This window comes from Varibaculum cambriense, from assembly GCF_032557235.1.
GTDB classification, from domain to species: domain Bacteria; phylum Actinomycetota; class Actinomycetes; order Actinomycetales; family Actinomycetaceae; genus Varibaculum; species Varibaculum cambriense_C.
Genome location: NZ_JAWGMB010000003.1, coordinates 137,679 through 154,447, shown reverse-complemented (window position 1 = coordinate 154,447; position 16,769 = coordinate 137,679). Strand labels below are relative to the sequence as shown.

The window sequence follows — 16,769 nt, the reverse complement described above, 5'->3', positions numbered from 1 at the left end:
AAGAAAAAGATTGGGCGGCGAAATGACGGAAGAAAAAAACAAGCTGGTGTCGATAGCGGCGGTGGTTTTGACCCTACCGTTGAAAGTGTCGCGACTGCCTGAACGGGGAACCACCGTTCTTGGCAGCGCGGAGCGCCCGGGAGTGGGGGAGTCGGCGGAAGTGATGCTGGCCGCTGCTCGGCAAGGAATAGAAGTAGTCAATATGTCTTGTCTGGGAACTGGCCCTAACTCTACCCAGGCAAGACAAGTGCTCAGAGAGGCGAATATAGAGACCCGCACGGTAGAAGTGGTGGGCGATATCGGGATGAAAATTCAGATGATTGAAGAGGGAGGATACTATGCTTCGGTGCTTACCACCGGGGTGGAAATAGATATTTCTGCTCGCGAGCTAGATAAAGTTTCGATGCATCCGGGAGACGTAGTTTATATTTCAGCCGGAGATCTCGCCCACACCTCCTATCGAGCAGCGCTTTCCCAATGGCTTCCCTCTTTGCCGGAACAGGTAAAAGTGGTTATGGCCGCTACTCCCCAGATTTCCCAGATCGATCCGCAGTACGTTTCCGAGGTATTACCTTACGTTGATGTGCTTACTTGTAACGAATACGAATCCCAGTTCTTACCTGGTTCAGTTGGTCACTTGACCTGTGGTTACGTTGCGGAAAAGCTGCCCGAATCAGCATGGGTGGTGGAACGAATTGGATCCTATGGGGCAAAGTTAATCGATGCGGATCGGCAAACCATGGTGCCTTCGCTGAGTATCAAAGTGGCCGATACCTTGGGAGTCGGATCAGCCCACAGCGGGGTGTTGCTGGCGGGATTGGTAAAAGGACTCGATCCATTTGAGGCTATAGAACGAGCCAATGTTGCCGGAGCTATGGCAGCAGAAAAACACGGAAACGACACCTGCCCTCAGGAATCAGAAATAGAGCAGCGGCTTAGCGAAGTTCCTGCCTACCGTTAGGATTGATTTTCCAAAAGCTAATCCGCCTTGAACTGGGAAGCTAGTTGCCGGCGGCGTGGCAATCAGCGCCAGATGAGTCTGTAAGGGTAGAGTGCCAGTGTTATGGTTGCGAAAAAGAATAATAAGAATCGTGGGTCATCCTCTTCCGTTAAAGATAGCTCCCGGATGCGTGATGGGGTGGCGTTCTTACTTATTGCTTTAGCTACGATGTCGGCGTTAACGGAATGGTTCGCCATGGATGCGTTAGCAACCCGAGCTCTGCATCACCTAGCGGCGGGTTTGCTGGGCATTTACAGCATCCTTGCCCCGATAATCTTGGTAGGGGCAGCCATTAGCCTCTTTCGTAACCGCGCCCCGGAAGAATCCCAGCTCCATATCTTACTAGGGGCGATCGGGATAGCGGCCGCGACAACCGGAATTACCCATGTGGCATGCGCTAGTCCGCCAATCAATAATTTTTCGACGATTGAACAATCCGGAGGGATCTTGGGATGGCTTTTTGGGCATCCCCTGCAAATCCTAGTTTCTGCACCGGGCGCGGTAATTTTGCTGGTGCTCTTAGGTTTGTATTCACTACTAATCGCCACTGACACTTCTATTTCCCAAGTGTTAGGGGTGATGCGCGCCCTCGCCACGCGAGTTAAAGCTAGCTTTGCTAAGTCACCTGAATCCGGGGAAGTAGACGGCGAGACCGAAACCAGGGAGCCAGCAGACACCGATAAAGAGTCTCCATCTCCCCGCCCCCGCCGGTTAAAACGCTGGGAGCGAACGGCGGTGGCAGCGCCAGACGACTCGGTGGAGGAAGCTGATAGTGGCACCCAGGTGTTAGAACCAGAAATGCCGCAAACGCCGGCCTCGAAAGCGGAACCTAAACCGCGTACTTCGCGTATGCAGTTGCCCCAGGATGCGCAAGAAACCAAAGTCCTCAGCAGTGCCGAAGCCGTCCAGATACCAGAAAACGCCGATGGGGGAGAAAAAACCCAGCTGTTGCTGCCTGGCACCGGAGAAACCGGGATAGAACTTGCCGATGGGCAAACCTATGAACTGCCCGGGGAGGAACTGCTAGTAAAAGGTAAGCCGCATAAGATTCGCTCGGAAGCCAATGATCGGGTAGTTGCTGCTTTGGAAGAAGTATTCACCGAGTTCGGAGTGGACGTAAAAGTTACCGGATTCTCTCGCGGCCCTACGGTTACTCGTTATGAACTGGAGCTGGGGCCGGGGGTAAAAGTAGAGAAAATTACCAACCTGAAAAATAATATCGCCTATGCGGTAGCCAGTGCGGATGTGCGAATACTGTCCCCGATTCCCGGTAAAAGTGCGATCGGGATCGAAATTCCGAACACCGATCGCGAGATTGTGGCCTTGGGCGACGTGCTACGTTCGGCTGCTGCCCACCGCTCGGCTCATCCGTTAATGGTCGGAGTGGGCAAAGATGTTGAGGGTGGATACGTAGTTACTAACCTGGCAAAGACTCCTCACCTGCTGGTCGCGGGAGCCACCGGTTCGGGTAAATCTTCTTTTGTGAACTCGATGATTACTTCCCTGTTGATGCGGGCTACCCCCGAGCAGGTGCGGTTGATTCTGGTTGACCCCAAGCGGGTGGAGCTCACCATCTATCAGGGGATTCCCCATCTGATTACCCCGATTATTACCGATCCCAAGAAGGCGGCGGAAGCCTTGGAATGGGCGGTTAAGGAAATGGATCACCGCTATAACGATATGGCCAATTTTGGGCATAAACATATTGATTCTTTCAACCAGGCAGTGCGGGAAGGTGAAGTAGTGCCCCCGCCCGGGTCTGAGCGGGAAATCAGTCCCTACCCCTATCTGTTGATCGTGGTAGACGAGTTAGCCGATATGATGATGGTCGCTCCTCGGGATGTAGAAGCCTCTATCCAGCGGATTACTCAGTTAGGACGCGCCGCCGGGATTCACTTGGTAGTAGCCACCCAGCGTCCATCAGTAGACGTAGTGACCGGTATTATCAAAGCTAATATCCCTTCCCGCTTAGCTTTCGCCACCTCCTCGATTACGGATTCGCGCACTATTTTGGATCAGGGGGGCGCCGAAGCTCTAATCGGTCAGGGTGACTCCCTCTATCTGCCGGCAGGAACCGCTAAGCCCATGCGTATTCAAGGTGCCTGGGTAGGTGAGGACGAGATTCAACGGGTAGTCGATTCGGTCAAATCCCAGATGAGTCCGGAATATCGCGAGGATGTAATCGTCAAAGAAGAGGACAAACCAAAAGTTGCCGAAGATATCGGTGACGATTTGGATGATCTGCTAGAGGCCGCGCAACTGGTGATTAACACCCAGTTAGGTTCGACTTCGATGCTGCAACGTAAACTGCGGGTGGGGTTCGCCCGGGCGGGCAGGTTAATGGATCTGCTCGAATCGCGAGAAATTGTCGGGCCTTCTCGTGGCTCCAAAGCTCGGGAAGTGCTAGTTTCTCCCGAGCAACTTCCCGAGGTATTAGCAATGTTGCGTGGAGAAAAGCCAGCGGTTCCACCTGCAGACACGTCCTCGGAAGGCATAGCAGACAGCGCGGAAGCAGTCCCGTTAGAGGAGGTGGAAGCGGAAAGCAGCGAGGACGCCTGGGAGCTTACCGGTCGCTAAGCACCTATAATGCGCTTTTAGAGCGTAAGAATCTATTAGAGTAGTAGTTGATGGAAAGTAAAGAAAAGCCCGCAGCTTCATCGGAAAAGTGGCGGCAAATTATTCCGAATGCCCTAACAGTTGCGCGAATTATCTTGGTGCCAGTTTTTATTGCCCTGATGATTATGCAGCATATGCGGGGGTCAGTATCCCTGTTAATCGTGTCTTTGGTGGTCTTTTGTATAGCTGCCTATACCGACCATCTAGACGGTAAACTGGCGCGCCGCTGGCAAGTGGTTAGTGATTTTGGGAAGCTAGTTGACCCGATCGCGGATAAAGCGCTGATGATTTCGGCTTTCGTTTTACTTTCCCTATTCCAGAACCTGTGGTGGTGGTTTACTGCAGTCGTGATTTTACGCGAGGTGGCGGTTACTCTGCTGCGCATGTATCTGCTGCGTTCGGGAGTAGTTTTGCCGGCCTCTAAAGGCGGGAAAATCAAGACCAGTTTGCAGATCCTAATGGTGTTCTTGTGGATGCTAGCGGGGATTTGCTACCCGTTTAACACCCAGGTGGGTGTGGTGGTTATGTATTTGGCGATTGCGGTTTTGATTGCCGCTTTCGTGGCCACGGTGCTTTCGGGACTGGTCTACTTCCTGGATGCTCACGACAATCAAAAAGAACAAGCTAAAGCAGCGGGCAGTGACGATAAGGGCGAGGAGAATACTTCACTGGCTAAGTCCGGCACGGATACTGCAGAGCTCGGCGAAGGTGGGCAAGAAACTGATAGTGAACTGGTTCTAGATGACGATGCTCCAGCAGCTAAGAAGACCTGGGAACCGCGGGCAAAGCGCGCTGGTCGGCGCAAAAACCCCAAAGCGCAGGAAACCGCTAAGGATCGGACGGCACCTGCCACGGCACAGGAACCAGAAGTAAGCGATCCGAAAGACAAGGGCGAAGAAGTCTCGGTCTCCCCTGAGGACACGCTCGATGTTGCCTCCTCAAAGGAAGCTAAAGAAGGCGAGCCCGAGAGTGGGGGAGACCATGCCGCCAAGTTTCCCTCGCGGCGTACCCGCCGGCCCCGGCAGGCGCAAGAAGCTGGAGGGCAAGCCTCGCCCCACGATGAGCAGCAAGAGGGTTCGCAGGCTAACCAGCAATCCCCCGCGCAAGGGAGAATCCCAGATTTGTCGGCAGCCAGCGCTAGCCCTGAGCCCCACAGCGAGCCAGCGCCTGCGGGGGAAAGCCTCGGGGCAGAAACATCTGGTTCAGCTCCCGCGGAAACGCCCCGGTTTGCAATGACCCGTTCGCAACTGCGCCGGCAAAAGAAGAAATAGTTTACAGTCACGTAGGTCACTTAGCTGTGAACACTGGCACTATTAGTCGATATATGGAATGAATCCCGCGAAGATGGTGTTGGAACCAGTGTGAATGCAAGAGAGAATCAAAAGACACCTGCCGGGTTTGACCAAGATAGGAAATCCGGGCACGGGCAGCAGATAGGGGGATATGCTATGGATATGACAAGCAAAGATTTGGGGAACAAGACTCCGTTGCTGCGCGAAGAGATTGGACAAGTTCTACGGATGGTACGCCGTTCCCAGGGGCGCACCTTACGGGAAGTTTCCACCAGTGCCCAGGTGTCTTTGGGATATCTTTCAGAGGTAGAGCGCGGACAAAAAGAAGCTTCTTCGGAACTGCTAGCCGCGATTTGTAATGCTCTCGAGGTGCCGATGGCAATGGTGTTGCGCGAAGTTTCGTTACGAGTAGCGGTAGCAGAGGGGCTCTCTGTGCGCCGCCAGGTGCCAGAAGTGCCGGTGCATTCGGTAGTTTAGCCAGGTGAAACGCTCAGAGTTTGACTTTGCCCTGAAAGCCGTTTTCGGATCGGCTTTCGGGGCATCTTTACTTTCAGATTTATATTTACCCGAAATGCACTCTACTGCCGCGCAGGCTTTAGCTGCAGGAAAAAATCCCCAGCAGATTTGGGACTGCCTATTGGCGCAAACCGATAGTGATCCGCAGCTACGGTTTATCCATCGCGCTGATCGGAGAACTTTAAATGAGCTCGCGCGTAAAGGACTGTTAAGGAACTAACGGGAGAATAGGGTTATTTGCGCCGAGTTAGTAGTTTTAGCCGGCTTATATTATTTTTTTCGCATTTCAGTTTGTCGAACATCTGTTCGCTAGGTACAGTTGTACTCAGACGCGCAGTCGGTGATTTTTCCCTTGCGGATTATCGCCAAGCTGTTAAACGTAATTGGCCGTACGTAGCGTTAGCTTGGAGCCTCGGAGAGGGGAACCCCAAGGCAAAACCCAGGCCAGCCCAGCAGTAGTTCGGAGAGAACCAGAAAGGATAAGCACCATGGCAAAAAAGACCGCAAAACGGCAAGTAAATGCAGGTGGAAACCGGGAACAAGCCCTAGATATGGCGCTAGCGGCAATAGATAAGCAATTCGGTAAAGGCTCAGTGATGCGCCTAGGGGAAAACACTCATCGTCAAGTAGAAGTCATCTCAACTGGTTCTGTGGCCTTAGATATCGCCCTGGGGGTGGGCGGATTACCTCGGGGACGAATCATCGAGATTTACGGCCCGGAATCTTCCGGTAAAACCACCGTAGCCTTGCACGCGGTGGCGGCCGCCCAAAAGGCCGGCGGGAATGCCGCTTTTATTGATGCCGAACACGCCCTCGACCCTGAATATGCCAAGAAACTAGGGGTCAATACGGATGAACTCTTGGTTGCCCAGCCTGACACCGGGGAACAGGCGCTGGAAATCGCCGATATGTTGGTGCGTTCGGGAGGAATCGATATTTTAGTTATCGACTCGGTAGCAGCGCTGGTTCCCAAGGCAGAAATCGATGGGGAAATGGGAGACTCCCATGTAGGCTTACAGGCACGCTTAATGAGCCAGGCATTGCGGAAAATGACCGGGGCGCTATCTGCCACCGGCACCACCGCGATCTTCATTAACCAGTTGCGGGAAAAGATCGGGGTTTTCTTCGGCTCGCCGGAAACTACTACCGGGGGTAAAGCCCTGAAGTTCTACGCCTCGGTGCGCATTGATGTGCGCCGGATTGAAACTTTAAAGGACTCCTCAGGGCCGATTGGTTCGCGCACCCGCGCGAAAGTGGTAAAGAACAAGATGGCGCCGCCTTTCAAGACTGCCGAGTTCGACCTGATGTATGGGGAAGGGATCTCTCGCGAAGCCTCGATTATCGACTTGGCTACCGATCTGGGTATCGTGCGCAAATCGGGCGCCTGGTACACCTATGAGGGCGACCAATTGGGGCAAGGGAAAGAAAACGTGCGGCAGTATCTGAAGGATAATGCCGAACTAGCGGATGAAATCGAAGAAAAGATTTTGAAAGCTGTCGGCATTATTCAAGAAGATGTTGCCGAAGCTGCCGCTGATGAAGCTCCCGCTAGTGACAAGTAGGGCTGTTTAGCTTCATCTTCATGGTTAAATATTTAGATCCGGAAAGTGATTTTGGCCTTCCCCGTCGCCGAAAAAATAGTCCCAATCTGGCGGCGCGGCGGCAAAAAAATGCTGAGCTTCCTAGAGCTGACGCATTAGCTGCGGCCAGGGAGGCGGCGCTGCGAGTTTTAGACCGTACCGCTGCCTCCAGTTCCCAGATTCGCCAAAAACTCACTAAGGCGGGTTTCCTTCCGGAGATTGCTGACGAAATAATCACTCGTTTTAGTGAAGTGGGACTGCTAGATGACCGCGAATATGCCGCTATGCTGGTGCGAACCCGCTTTCAAGAACGCGGCCTGGTAGGTAGAGCTTTAGTTCAGGAGTTAAACCGGAAAGGTATTGCCCCTGACCTGCAGCAAGAGGCCTTAGCGCAGATTTGCCCGGAACAAGAGGTGCATAGCGCTCGGATGCTAGCGGAAAAAAAGGCGCGCTCTTTGCATAATGTTTCCTATCCGCAGGCAATGCGCCGGATAGGTTCGTTTTTAGCTCGCAAAGGATACTCGTCCAGTCAGTGTCGCCAAGCTACCCGCGAAGTATTGGCAGATAGAGATTTCGAAACCGAATAGGCAAAGCCGGCTCGTGCCATGATGGAACTATGAACCAAGAACTAGATACGCTAGCGCGCCGCTTACAAGAGATACTGCGCGAAAAGAGCTACACGATCGCCTGCGCCGAATCCCTGACTGCCGGGCTGGTATGCGCAACTCTATGTGATATTGCCGGAGCCTCCGACGTGGTAGCCGGGGGAGTTGCCACCTACCAGACCCGCACGAAAAGCGAAGTCTTGGGGGTTTCGCGTTCTCGTCTCCAAGAAACTGGAGCGGTAGATCCGGTGGTGGCCGAAGAAATGGCGTTGGGTGCGGCGAAACTATTTTCTACTGATGTGGCTGTGGCTACTACCGGAGTGGCCGGACCGGGCAGCCAAGACGGACATAGTGCCGGTACGGTGTTCATTGCGGTTGCAACTCCCGCCGGAGGAGCAACCACGGAGCTATCTTTATCCGGAGATCGCAACCAGATTCGCCTGCAAACGGTGGCGGCCGTCCTCCAGCTGGCGATTGAGGCTTTAAGCTAAGCGCTTGTGGGAGGTGCGGATTCCTCGGGTAACCTAGAAGCGTGGCATACGATTACGAAGAGCAACTGGCTAAGGCGCAAACTACTCTAGAGAAGATTCGGGCAGTTACTGATCCTGAAAAGTTGGGCGCCCAGATAAAAGAACTGGAACAAGCCAGCGTAGACCCTAATCTATGGGATGACCCTGATCATGCTCAGCAAGTAACTTCGCAGCTCTCTCACCTAAAATCTCGTCTTGACCAGGTAGAACGTTTAGATCAAAGCGTAGAGGATGCTCTAACCCTGCAAACTATGGCGGGCGAAGAGCTGGGGGAAGATCGCGAAGAAGTCTTATCTGAGCTGCGCACTCTGCTTGAAAAACTAAATAAAGAGCTCGCGGAACTAGAGGTTCAAACCCTGCTTTCCGGTGAATACGATGAACGCCGGGCAGTAGTTACTATCCGTTCCGGAGTTGGGGGAGTAGACGCCGCAGATTTTGCGGAAATGCTGTTACGAATGTATTTACGTTGGGCGGAGCGCCACGGCTATCCCACCCAGGTGATGGATACTTCTTATGCGGAGGAAGCGGGAATCAAGTCCGCTACTTTCCAAATTGACGCACCCTATGCCTATGGGACTTTATCAGTGGAGGCCGGAACCCACCGCCTGGTACGACAAAGTCCTTTCGATAATCAGTCACGCCGGCAAACTTCTTTTGCCGCGGTAGAAGTGATTCCCCTAATTGAATCCGATGACCAGATTGAGATTCCAGAATCCGATTTGCGCATAGATGTATTCCGCTCTTCTGGTCCGGGTGGGCAATCGGTAAATACTACCGACTCGGCGGTACGAATGACTCATATTCCTACCGGGATCGTAGTCAGTATGCAAAACGAAAAGTCCCAGATCCAAAACCGGGCGGCGGCGCTGCGAGTATTACAATCGCGGCTTTTGCAGTTGCGACATGAGGAAGAACAAGCCAAGAAGAAGGAACTGGCCGGAGAGGTAAAAGCCTCCTGGGGAGACCAGATGCGCTCCTATGTTATGCACCCGTATAAGATGGTTAAAGACCTGCGTACTCTAGAAGAATCATCGCAGGTAGATTCGGTATTGGATGGAGATATCGATACTTTCTTAGATGCGGGGATCCGGTGGCGTAAAGCCCAGGAAGAAAGTGAGAACTAGCACGTCAAAGCACTAAGCGTCCCCTAATCGGCGTGTAAGCACCAATGCCGCGTCCCTAGGCGTTAAGTTGGTCAGTGCCGGAGGCTTTCAACAGCTAGTGGGGGATGCATGATTACTTTTGACGACGTCTCAATGGTTTATAAACGGGGGGCACGCCCCGCGTTAAACCACGTGAGCACCAATATAGAGCGAGGAGAGTTCGTTTTCCTCGTGGGTAAATCAGGTTCGGGGAAGTCTACTTTTCTAACTATGATTTACCGCGAAAACAGCCCCACTGAAGGCACCGTGACGGTGTTGGGAAAGGATGTTGGCAGGCTCTCCCGGTGGAAAGTTCCGAAGTTGCGACGCCAAATTGGTACAGTTTTTCAAGATTTTCGCCTGCTAGATAACAAATCTGTGGAAGCGAATGTGGCCTTAGCAATGCAGGTGATTGGGCGCCCTCGTCACGCTATAAAAACGGAAGTACCCCAAGTGTTATCGCTGGTGGGGTTAGAGGGTAAAGAAAAACGGATGCCCTATGAGCTATCTGGAGGCGAACAGCAGCGAGTAGCGATCGCCCGCGCGATGGTTAATCGGCCAGAGATATTGCTGGCGGATGAGCCTACCGGAAACCTGGATCCGAAAACCTCACTGGGGATTATGCGTCTGCTGGATCGGATTAACCGCACGGGCACCACGGTAGTGATGGCAACTCACGACGATGAAATTGTCAATCAATTGCGCAAACGAGTGATTGAACTTGTGGATGGAGAAATCGTGCGCGACCAGGATCGCGGCGTGTACGGATCGAGTCGAAGCTAGGAGAAGAAATGCGTTTGCGGTTTATCCTTGGCCGGGTTTTTTCCGGGCTGGGACATAATATGGCGATGACCATTTCGGTGGTGTTGGTGACCTTTATTTCCCTGCTATTTGTGGGGGTAGGTGGCCTTTCCCAGATGCAGATTTCTGCTATGCAAAAGGAATGGTACGCCAAGGTGGAAGTGAGCGTCTATATGTGCGCTCAGGACGACCAGGTGGGCAACTGTAACGGTCAACAAGCTACTAAGCAGCAGATTCAAGATGTCCGCGACGAGTTGGAACACGGAACTCTAGCGTCCTATATTGACCATTACGATTTCCAGAATCACGATCAGGTGTATGCGGATTTTCAAAAGCAATATGGGGATACCACTTTAGGGCAAGCCACTAAACCGGAAATGTTACCCCAGGCTTTTCGGATAAAAATGAAGGATCCGTCCCAGTACGAGATTGTTTCAGCCCAGCTAGAGGGGCAGCCGGGGGTAGAACAGGTTCAAGACCAATCTCAGTTGGTTAAACCGCTAATGAATCTGTTTAGCCAGGCTAGTCGGATTTCCTGGGGATTGGCGGCGGTGATGGCGATTGCGGCGATCTTGCTGATTGTAACCACTATTCGGCTATCGGCCATGTCGCGGCAAAAAGAAACCGAGATTATGCGGATGGAAGGTGCCTCCGGGTTGTTTATCCAACTACCCTTTATGATCGAGGGTGCGCTGTGTGCACTATTGGGCGCCTTACTGGCTTGCGGGGCTCTATACGCGGGCGTGAAATACCTGGTGCAAGGGTGGTTACAAAAGACCATTCCTTTCATCCAATTCGTAAATCTGCGCGAGGTAGCGATTTTGTCCGGCATTATCGTGGTGGCGGCCTTAGTACTTTCGATTATTGCTTCCCTTGCTTCCTTAGCTAAATACGCAAAGGTGTAGCTATGGTTTTTAGAACACGTGTAGGAAAAATCCTTAGTGCCACGTTAGTAACTGGAGCCCTGGTGCTGGCGGGTGCCTCCAGTACTGCTCTGGCTTCCGATCGCTCAAAGGCAGCGGATAAAGAAAAAGCCGCTTCCAGTAAGGCGGCGCAGCTACGGGCTTCTTTGGAGGACGTCAGCGCGGATTTAGCTGAGTCAGTGATCGCCCTGGAAAATACCAAGGAAGCGCAAAAAACTGCCCAGGGTGCCTATGACGAGGCAGTGCGAGTACAATCCAACGCGGCACGCGAGCAAGCCCAGGCGCAAGACCATTTGGATGTGGCTAGTGCGCAACTGAAACGGGTGGAACAAGCCCTGGCGGTCTCGCAAGAACAAGAAAGTGAAAACTTGAGCAATATCGGGCGGGTGGCGCGAGAAACCTACACCAACCCGACTGTGGGGGGATCTTTCGAGTTTTTCATTTCCGATAAGGACAGCGGGGATTTAAGTACCTATGCCCGTAATGCACAACTGGCTGCCCAGCTACAATCTGATTCTTTGAAAAATGTGCAGAACCAAATTGTGGGGCAAAAAAACGCGCAAATGGAGCAGCGCGAACTAACTGCTCAAGTTCGCAAGTTAAAGGAAGAGGCCGATGCGGCTTTGCAGGCTGCCCAGAGCGCTAAGACCGCGAAGCAGACAAAACTTGCGCAGCTAAATCAGACTCTGGAACAAAAGAAACAGCGCGAAGGCGAGCTAGCAGCTAAGAAAGGTGAGATTTCGAAACAGCTAGCGCAAGCCGAAAAGGAGCAACAACAGGCACAGGAGAGGATTAGGCAGATTGATGCCCAAAATCGGAAAGCCAAAAATGCTCGGAGCGCCAATAATAGCCGCAATGTCCCCAGAGGAAATGCCGGTAGTAGCAGTGCCGGTTTTGGCTCCGGAGGGATTTTTCAAGCCCCGATTAAGGGGGGAATGTACCTTACTTCTCCCTTTGGATACCGAATTCACCCGGTGACCGGGCAGCGGCGTTTGCATATGGGAGCCGATATTCACGCTGCCTGTGGGGTGCCGCAGTATGCATCGGCCAATGGCACCGTGGTTTCTACCCGTTATGAAGGTACTGGGGGGAATACGGTGACGATTAACCATGGGATGCTGGGAGGCAATTCCTGGATCAGTGTTTATCGCCATATGACTCACTTTGCTACGAGCCCGGGAGCGCGGGTGGCTAAGGGACAACTGATTGGCTATACCGGTGCTACCGGTAGGGTAACTGGCTGTCACGTGCATTTTGAGCTGTGGAAGAACGGTTCGGTAATAAATCCCATACCGCTTCCTTAGCAATTATGCGATAGCGTAGGAACGCTATGAGTAAGAAAAACAAGGGTCAGGGCGCGCCGGCTGCTTCCCAGGCGGGCGTGCAGATGATTGCACGCAATAAAAAGGCGCTGCATGACTTTTTTATTGAAGAAACCTATGAGGCAGGTCTGGTACTTACCGGTACCGAGGTGAAATCCTTACGTATGGGCAGAGCCTCTTTAACTGAATCTTGGGTGGAGATTGACCGCGGGGAAGCCTGGCTGCAGCATGCTCATATTCCCATGTACATTAACGGTACTTGGTCGAATCATGCTCCGTTACGTAAACGCAAACTGCTATTACATCGTAGAGAAATAGATAAGTTGAGCGGTCAAGTTGCGGTTAAGGGACATACGATTGTTCCTTTGGAGCTCTATTTTTCCGGCGGTCGGGTGAAAGTGAAAATTGCGCTCGCCCGCGGTAAACAAGAGTGGGATAAACGGCAAACCTTGCGCGAGCAGCAGGATAAACGCGAAGCTCAACGAGCTATGAAAGATTGGAATCGGCGCTCGCCGGCGGGCTAGCTCCCGGTTTAAGTCGCCGATCGCGCTGTGCCCTCCTGCAAATCTGGGGAGGAGCGATTCAAGACCGCTGGAAGCACAATACAAAAACTCTCTGTTAACTTGCTGGCAGGCAAGGTTAACAGAGAGTTATTATTTGGTATTTCCGTTAGCAGGCGCGACGGGCACGAGCCTTGCGGCGCCGCATACTGCGCCGCTCATCTTCGCTCTTTCCACCCCAGACTCCGGCATCCTGGTTGTTATCAAGAGCCCAAGCCAGGCAGGTTGACTCTACTTCGCAGCGCGCACAAACCATTTTTGCACGCTCTGCCTGGGCGATAGCGGGGCCGGTATTTCCGATCGGGAAGAAGAGTTCCGGATCCTCTTCAAGACAGGCTGCGCGTGAACGCCAATCCATCTGCGTCTCCTTTTAAGGTTAACGATAGGTAACGATTTTGCGGGTAACTGCCCTTATAGAACTCTGTCTTAGCGGGCAGCTCCTTTGCTACTTACTATTTTTTTAGTTACGAACAGATAAATCAAGGGTTTTAACAGTTCAGAGCCGGTGTTTTTGCGTGTAACCGATCACAAAAGAAGTAAATTTTAGCGAAGTTTAGAAGAAACAGCCACTTGGATGGCGAAACCTTTACCTTTTTTGATTATCATCCCGCGTCCCGGAACTAACCCAATTTGATCCGGAAGAGCCTGGGAATCTATTCCCTTGAGGAAAGGACGACACTGCGCGGCACTGCCTAAAACTACCAGAATCGCTCGCTGGCGTAGCTCAGAAAGTGGCCCTGAAAAAGAAGTTTGCAGAACCTCGGGACTGACAGAAGCAATCATTGGCTTCCTCCTGAAATGGTCATCCGGATCTCGCGACGAGGGCGCTGATACCTTTCCTGGTTCCTGGGGAGGAGACACGGTCACCTCTGCAGATGAGGTAAGTCGGCGATCGTGAGCGTTTAAATCCTCAACTATTTCGTGATCAGGTAAAAAACTGGCTAGTAGGTTAACGGTAGTGGTTTTCCCGCAACCATTGGCGCCGATTATTAACCAATCTTGCTCATAATCGTCTCTTCCTAACGGCAGCGATCCGGATAATCCTAAAGCAAGAATATTTTCCGGTTCTTGGTGGTTTTGTGAGTTCGACAGGTGAAAGAGAGCAGGTAGAGCTCGCAGACGTGTTTGGGGGCAGTTTAAGTAGTTTTCGTCCTCGGGAATCGGCGGCAAGGCCGCCCTAAACGGGGTCGCTTCCTGGCTCGGGGAAAATACAAAGATCCCCGCTTCGCTAATCTGTTCTAAAACCTGGGGGGTAAAACCGGCTTGGGCAGCCTGCACTCCGTCACGGATTCCCCCCACTATTTGGGTTTTTAATCCTTGAAATAGCCGCGAAGAAGCCATAGACGGACCGGAGACTACTAGCAGCGAAATCCCTAGCGCTTCGCTTTGTCGGCAAATCGAGGCCAACCAATCATTTCCGCTTAGCGGGCCGTAGGTGCGCTCGAGTGAGTCCAGCAGATCTTCACAGTCATCGATAATTAGTGTCCCTGAAAGCTGTCCCCGACTGGCCAGTTTTAATAACTGCAAGCTCACCTGCGGGGTAGTGGCAATAGTTCCCGGCCAAGTTTCCTGATGAGTTTCGCTAAACGATGGTCCAAAGAATTGTTGCGGCGAGGTACAAATAACGTGGACTTCCCGTCCTCGATTGGCCAGTTGTAAAGCCAACATCAAAGCTAGAGTGGTTCTACCAGACCCAGCCGAACCTACCACCTGCAGAGAAAACCGTCCCGGTAGCGTTAAAGGGGAAGTGCATTGACGCTGCGGATAATCACCCAACCCCAAAACTACTTTGTCATCTGCTGGTGGTAGCTGCGGCAAAGTGATGCGGCGAGGCAGGGGAGCAGACCAGGGAAGCCTGGGTGGACAGGGAGGGTGCCAAGCCGCGCGGCACAACTGCGCTAGTTGCACGGCCTGCTCAGCATGCGGAATCCAAGCAAATTGCACCAGCTTTCCGGAAGCATCGCTGGCAGAGGTTATCCAAGCGCGCCCGGCAATCGCCGGTAACTTAGCGCCCCGACTGTCTCCTAATACATCTGTAGAATCTGCAGGTTCTAACACCCGTAAACAAATCCGCAATCCCATATTCGACTTGATTTGTCCATCCACGATCCCTGCCGGACGTTGGGTAGCCAAAATTAAATGAATCCCCAGACTGCGCCCCAAAGTCGCTAACCGGATTAAAGAATCAAGTAAATCCGGGTGGTCGGTAGCTAGTACTCGAAACTCGTCCACCACTACCACAATCCGCGGATGCTGCGGGTTCTGGTGTTGTTCTCGGTATTTAATCTCGGCGTTCAAGGATAAGATAGCCCGTCTGGTCAGCGCCGGCTCCAGATCCGTTAAAATTCCCAAAACGTGCGGGAGGGACTGCAGTTTTTTAAAAGCATCCCCTCCTTTATAATCCACCAGCACATATTGCAGTTTGCTGGGGGGATGAGATAGCGCCATGGAAAGCAGCCAGGTGGTCAAGGCTGCCGATTTACCCGCCCCGGTGGTTCCAGCCAAGAGGGCGTGGGGTCCGTCTTTAACCAAATCCAAGTAGCTGACTCCCTGGGCATCGCGAGCCACGGGAGCCAGCAAACCCTGAGAATGTTTCCAATTGTCTGTAATCGTGGCCAAAGCTGCACCTGTACCGATAATCTGCGGCCACAGCTGCTCAAAAGGAACATTATCAGCGAGTTTGCTGGCAGATTCTTCAGCGTGATCCCGCCAAAGTAATTCGCACCAGAACCGGCTCGGTAAATCAGCGTGAGCGGTAGCGTGCCGGTGGCCGGGTACCGGCACAATCCGATTCGCCCACACCGGAGCCTGACCGGGAGTTTTCGCCCAGGTAACCCAAATATTATCTTTGCTACCTACAGGTTTTTGGGAGGGAGAAACCAGTACTACTCGCGGAAGTGAGCGTTGCGAGTTCCCTGCTAGCGTGTCTGGATAATCTGGGGCAGCTAGCACGTCCTCGTCAGGAGCATCCTCGCTATCCCTATAGCCATCTGCGGGATGGTCTGTGCTTCCACAGATGAAATCTGCCGCGGTGACTGCTAAATCCAGCCGGTAGCGGGCTCCTTCTTGCCAGGCTAGTTGTGCTGCCCACCACAGGGCGCGTTCGCGGGCATAGGTACCGGTAAAGCAGACTTTATCTCCTCCTTTAGCGCGGATAACCCGATGCGGGCCTATCCAGGCGCCCACTTCGCCGGAATCATTAAAGGAGGCAGGCGGGCAGGAGGGGCGTTCGGCTTGACTAGCAACCAGCAGCAACTGCGCGGGACTTACCGGGCGGGGGCGGCGATAAAACCAAACCCCAAATCCCAAGGTCGCAATGCCGGTAAAAATCAGTATTCCCGCTAGCGGAGGAATCCGGAGGAGAGAAATAAGCGAGAATGGCAAGAACACCAGCATGGGTAAGAACAGCCATTGCCGCCAAGACCCCAATTGCATCTGCGGGCGAGGACGGGGGACTTGCAGGTTGCGCGGGCGCGGGGAAACCTTTAACACCGTGTTCCCGGCGCGAATCCTAGAAGATGTCCCGATCTCTTGCTCCTGGCGGATCCGCGAAAAGCAGGAAGTAGTTACGCCTCGAAAAGTGCCATTAGCTGAACCGAGATCCCGAACCCGCAGTTTGTCTGGCTGAGAGATAAACAATAGGTGTTCGCGTGATACTGCCCGGTCGTGCAGTTGCAGTCTTCCCAGCGCGCAATAGTTGCCCGCGAAGGGTAACACTAAGCCGGCAGCCGGGCCGCGTTCTATCTGCAAATGGCAAGGAGCAGCTAAGGCTTGCCGCACTGATTCCAACTCCACTTGGCCAATCTAACTGCCGCTAAGACTGCTTAGCCAGATTGATTTTTTAGGCTGTGGATAACTCCTCATGGAAAAGGAACCTTTTTC

15 protein-coding genes are annotated in these 16,769 nt (G+C 52.9%); 13 read left to right on the top strand and 2 right to left on the bottom strand.

Annotated elements, in window-relative coordinates; all coding sequences use genetic code 11:
• The first annotated feature begins 22 nt into the window (after window positions 1–22).
• From E6072_RS03710 to smpB, 13 genes are all read left to right on the top strand, one after another.
• Window positions 23–961 (top strand): PfkB family carbohydrate kinase, encoded by a 939-nt coding sequence (locus E6072_RS03710; protein ID WP_316693826.1) that lies wholly within the window; start codon window positions 23–25, stop codon window positions 959–961.
• Window positions 962–1,063: 102 nt separating this feature from the next.
• A complete protein-coding gene (locus E6072_RS03705; protein WP_399335152.1) occupies window positions 1,064–3,577 on the top strand; it encodes a DNA translocase FtsK 4TM domain-containing protein in 2,514 nt (837 codons plus the stop codon).
• Window positions 3,578–3,627: 50 nt separating this feature from the next.
• Window positions 3,628–4,887 (top strand): CDP-diacylglycerol--glycerol-3-phosphate 3-phosphatidyltransferase, encoded by a 1,260-nt coding sequence (gene pgsA / locus E6072_RS03700; protein ID WP_316693825.1) that lies wholly within the window; start codon window positions 3,628–3,630, stop codon window positions 4,885–4,887.
• Window positions 4,888–5,064: 177 nt separating this feature from the next.
• Window positions 5,065–5,385 carry a helix-turn-helix transcriptional regulator gene (locus tag E6072_RS03695; RefSeq protein WP_316693942.1) on the top strand — a complete coding sequence of 107 codons (321 nt, stop codon included), beginning with the start codon at window positions 5,065–5,067 and terminating at the stop codon, window positions 5,383–5,385.
• Window positions 5,386–5,389: 4 nt separating this feature from the next.
• A complete protein-coding gene (locus E6072_RS03690; protein WP_316693824.1) occupies window positions 5,390–5,644 on the top strand; it encodes a DUF3046 domain-containing protein in 255 nt (84 codons plus the stop codon).
• Between the two features lie 268 nt (window positions 5,645–5,912).
• The gene (gene recA, locus E6072_RS03685; protein ID WP_316693822.1) at window positions 5,913–6,986 is read left to right on the top strand and encodes a recombinase RecA; all 1,074 of its coding nucleotides are present in this window, start codon (window positions 5,913–5,915) and stop codon (window positions 6,984–6,986) included.
• A gap of 20 nt (window positions 6,987–7,006) precedes the next feature.
• A complete protein-coding gene (locus E6072_RS03680; RefSeq protein ID WP_316693820.1) occupies window positions 7,007–7,591 on the top strand; it encodes a regulatory protein RecX in 585 nt (194 codons plus the stop codon).
• Window positions 7,592–7,620: 29 nt separating this feature from the next.
• On the top strand, window positions 7,621–8,100 hold the full coding sequence (locus E6072_RS03675) for a nicotinamide-nucleotide amidohydrolase family protein (RefSeq protein WP_316693819.1): 480 nt from the start codon (window positions 7,621–7,623) through the stop codon (window positions 8,098–8,100).
• 41 nt (window positions 8,101–8,141) lie between these two features.
• Window positions 8,142–9,263, top strand: a complete 1,122-nt coding sequence (gene prfB / locus E6072_RS03670; RefSeq protein WP_316693816.1) for a peptide chain release factor 2 — start codon at window positions 8,142–8,144, stop codon at window positions 9,261–9,263.
• Window positions 9,264–9,371: 108 nt separating this feature from the next.
• Window positions 9,372–10,064, top strand: a complete 693-nt coding sequence (gene ftsE, locus E6072_RS03665) for a cell division ATP-binding protein FtsE (RefSeq protein ID WP_024058531.1) — start codon at window positions 9,372–9,374, stop codon at window positions 10,062–10,064.
• A gap of 8 nt (window positions 10,065–10,072) precedes the next feature.
• Window positions 10,073–10,987 (top strand): permease-like cell division protein FtsX, encoded by a 915-nt coding sequence (gene ftsX, locus E6072_RS03660; RefSeq protein ID WP_316693814.1) that lies wholly within the window; start codon window positions 10,073–10,075, stop codon window positions 10,985–10,987.
• Between the two features lie 2 nt (window positions 10,988–10,989).
• A complete protein-coding gene (locus E6072_RS03655) occupies window positions 10,990–12,309 on the top strand; it encodes a peptidoglycan DD-metalloendopeptidase family protein (RefSeq protein WP_316693812.1) in 1,320 nt (439 codons plus the stop codon).
• A 26-nt stretch (window positions 12,310–12,335) separates the two neighbouring features.
• Window positions 12,336–12,851: an SsrA-binding protein SmpB gene (smpB, locus tag E6072_RS03650; protein WP_316693810.1), complete on the top strand. Its 516-nt coding sequence runs from the start codon at window positions 12,336–12,338 to the stop codon at window positions 12,849–12,851.
• A gap of 145 nt (window positions 12,852–12,996) precedes the next feature.
• On the opposite strand, the gene E6072_RS03645 is transcribed toward smpB, so the two are convergent.
• Window positions 12,997–13,245, bottom strand: coding sequence for a WhiB family transcriptional regulator (locus E6072_RS03645; protein WP_022865014.1), 249 nt, complete (start codon window positions 13,243–13,245; stop codon window positions 12,997–12,999).
• A gap of 185 nt (window positions 13,246–13,430) precedes the next feature.
• Window positions 13,431–16,682 carry an FtsK/SpoIIIE domain-containing protein gene (locus E6072_RS03640; protein ID WP_316693807.1) on the bottom strand — a complete coding sequence of 1,084 codons (3,252 nt, stop codon included), beginning with the start codon at window positions 16,680–16,682 and terminating at the stop codon, window positions 13,431–13,433.
• Window positions 16,683–16,769: the final 87 nt, after the last annotated feature.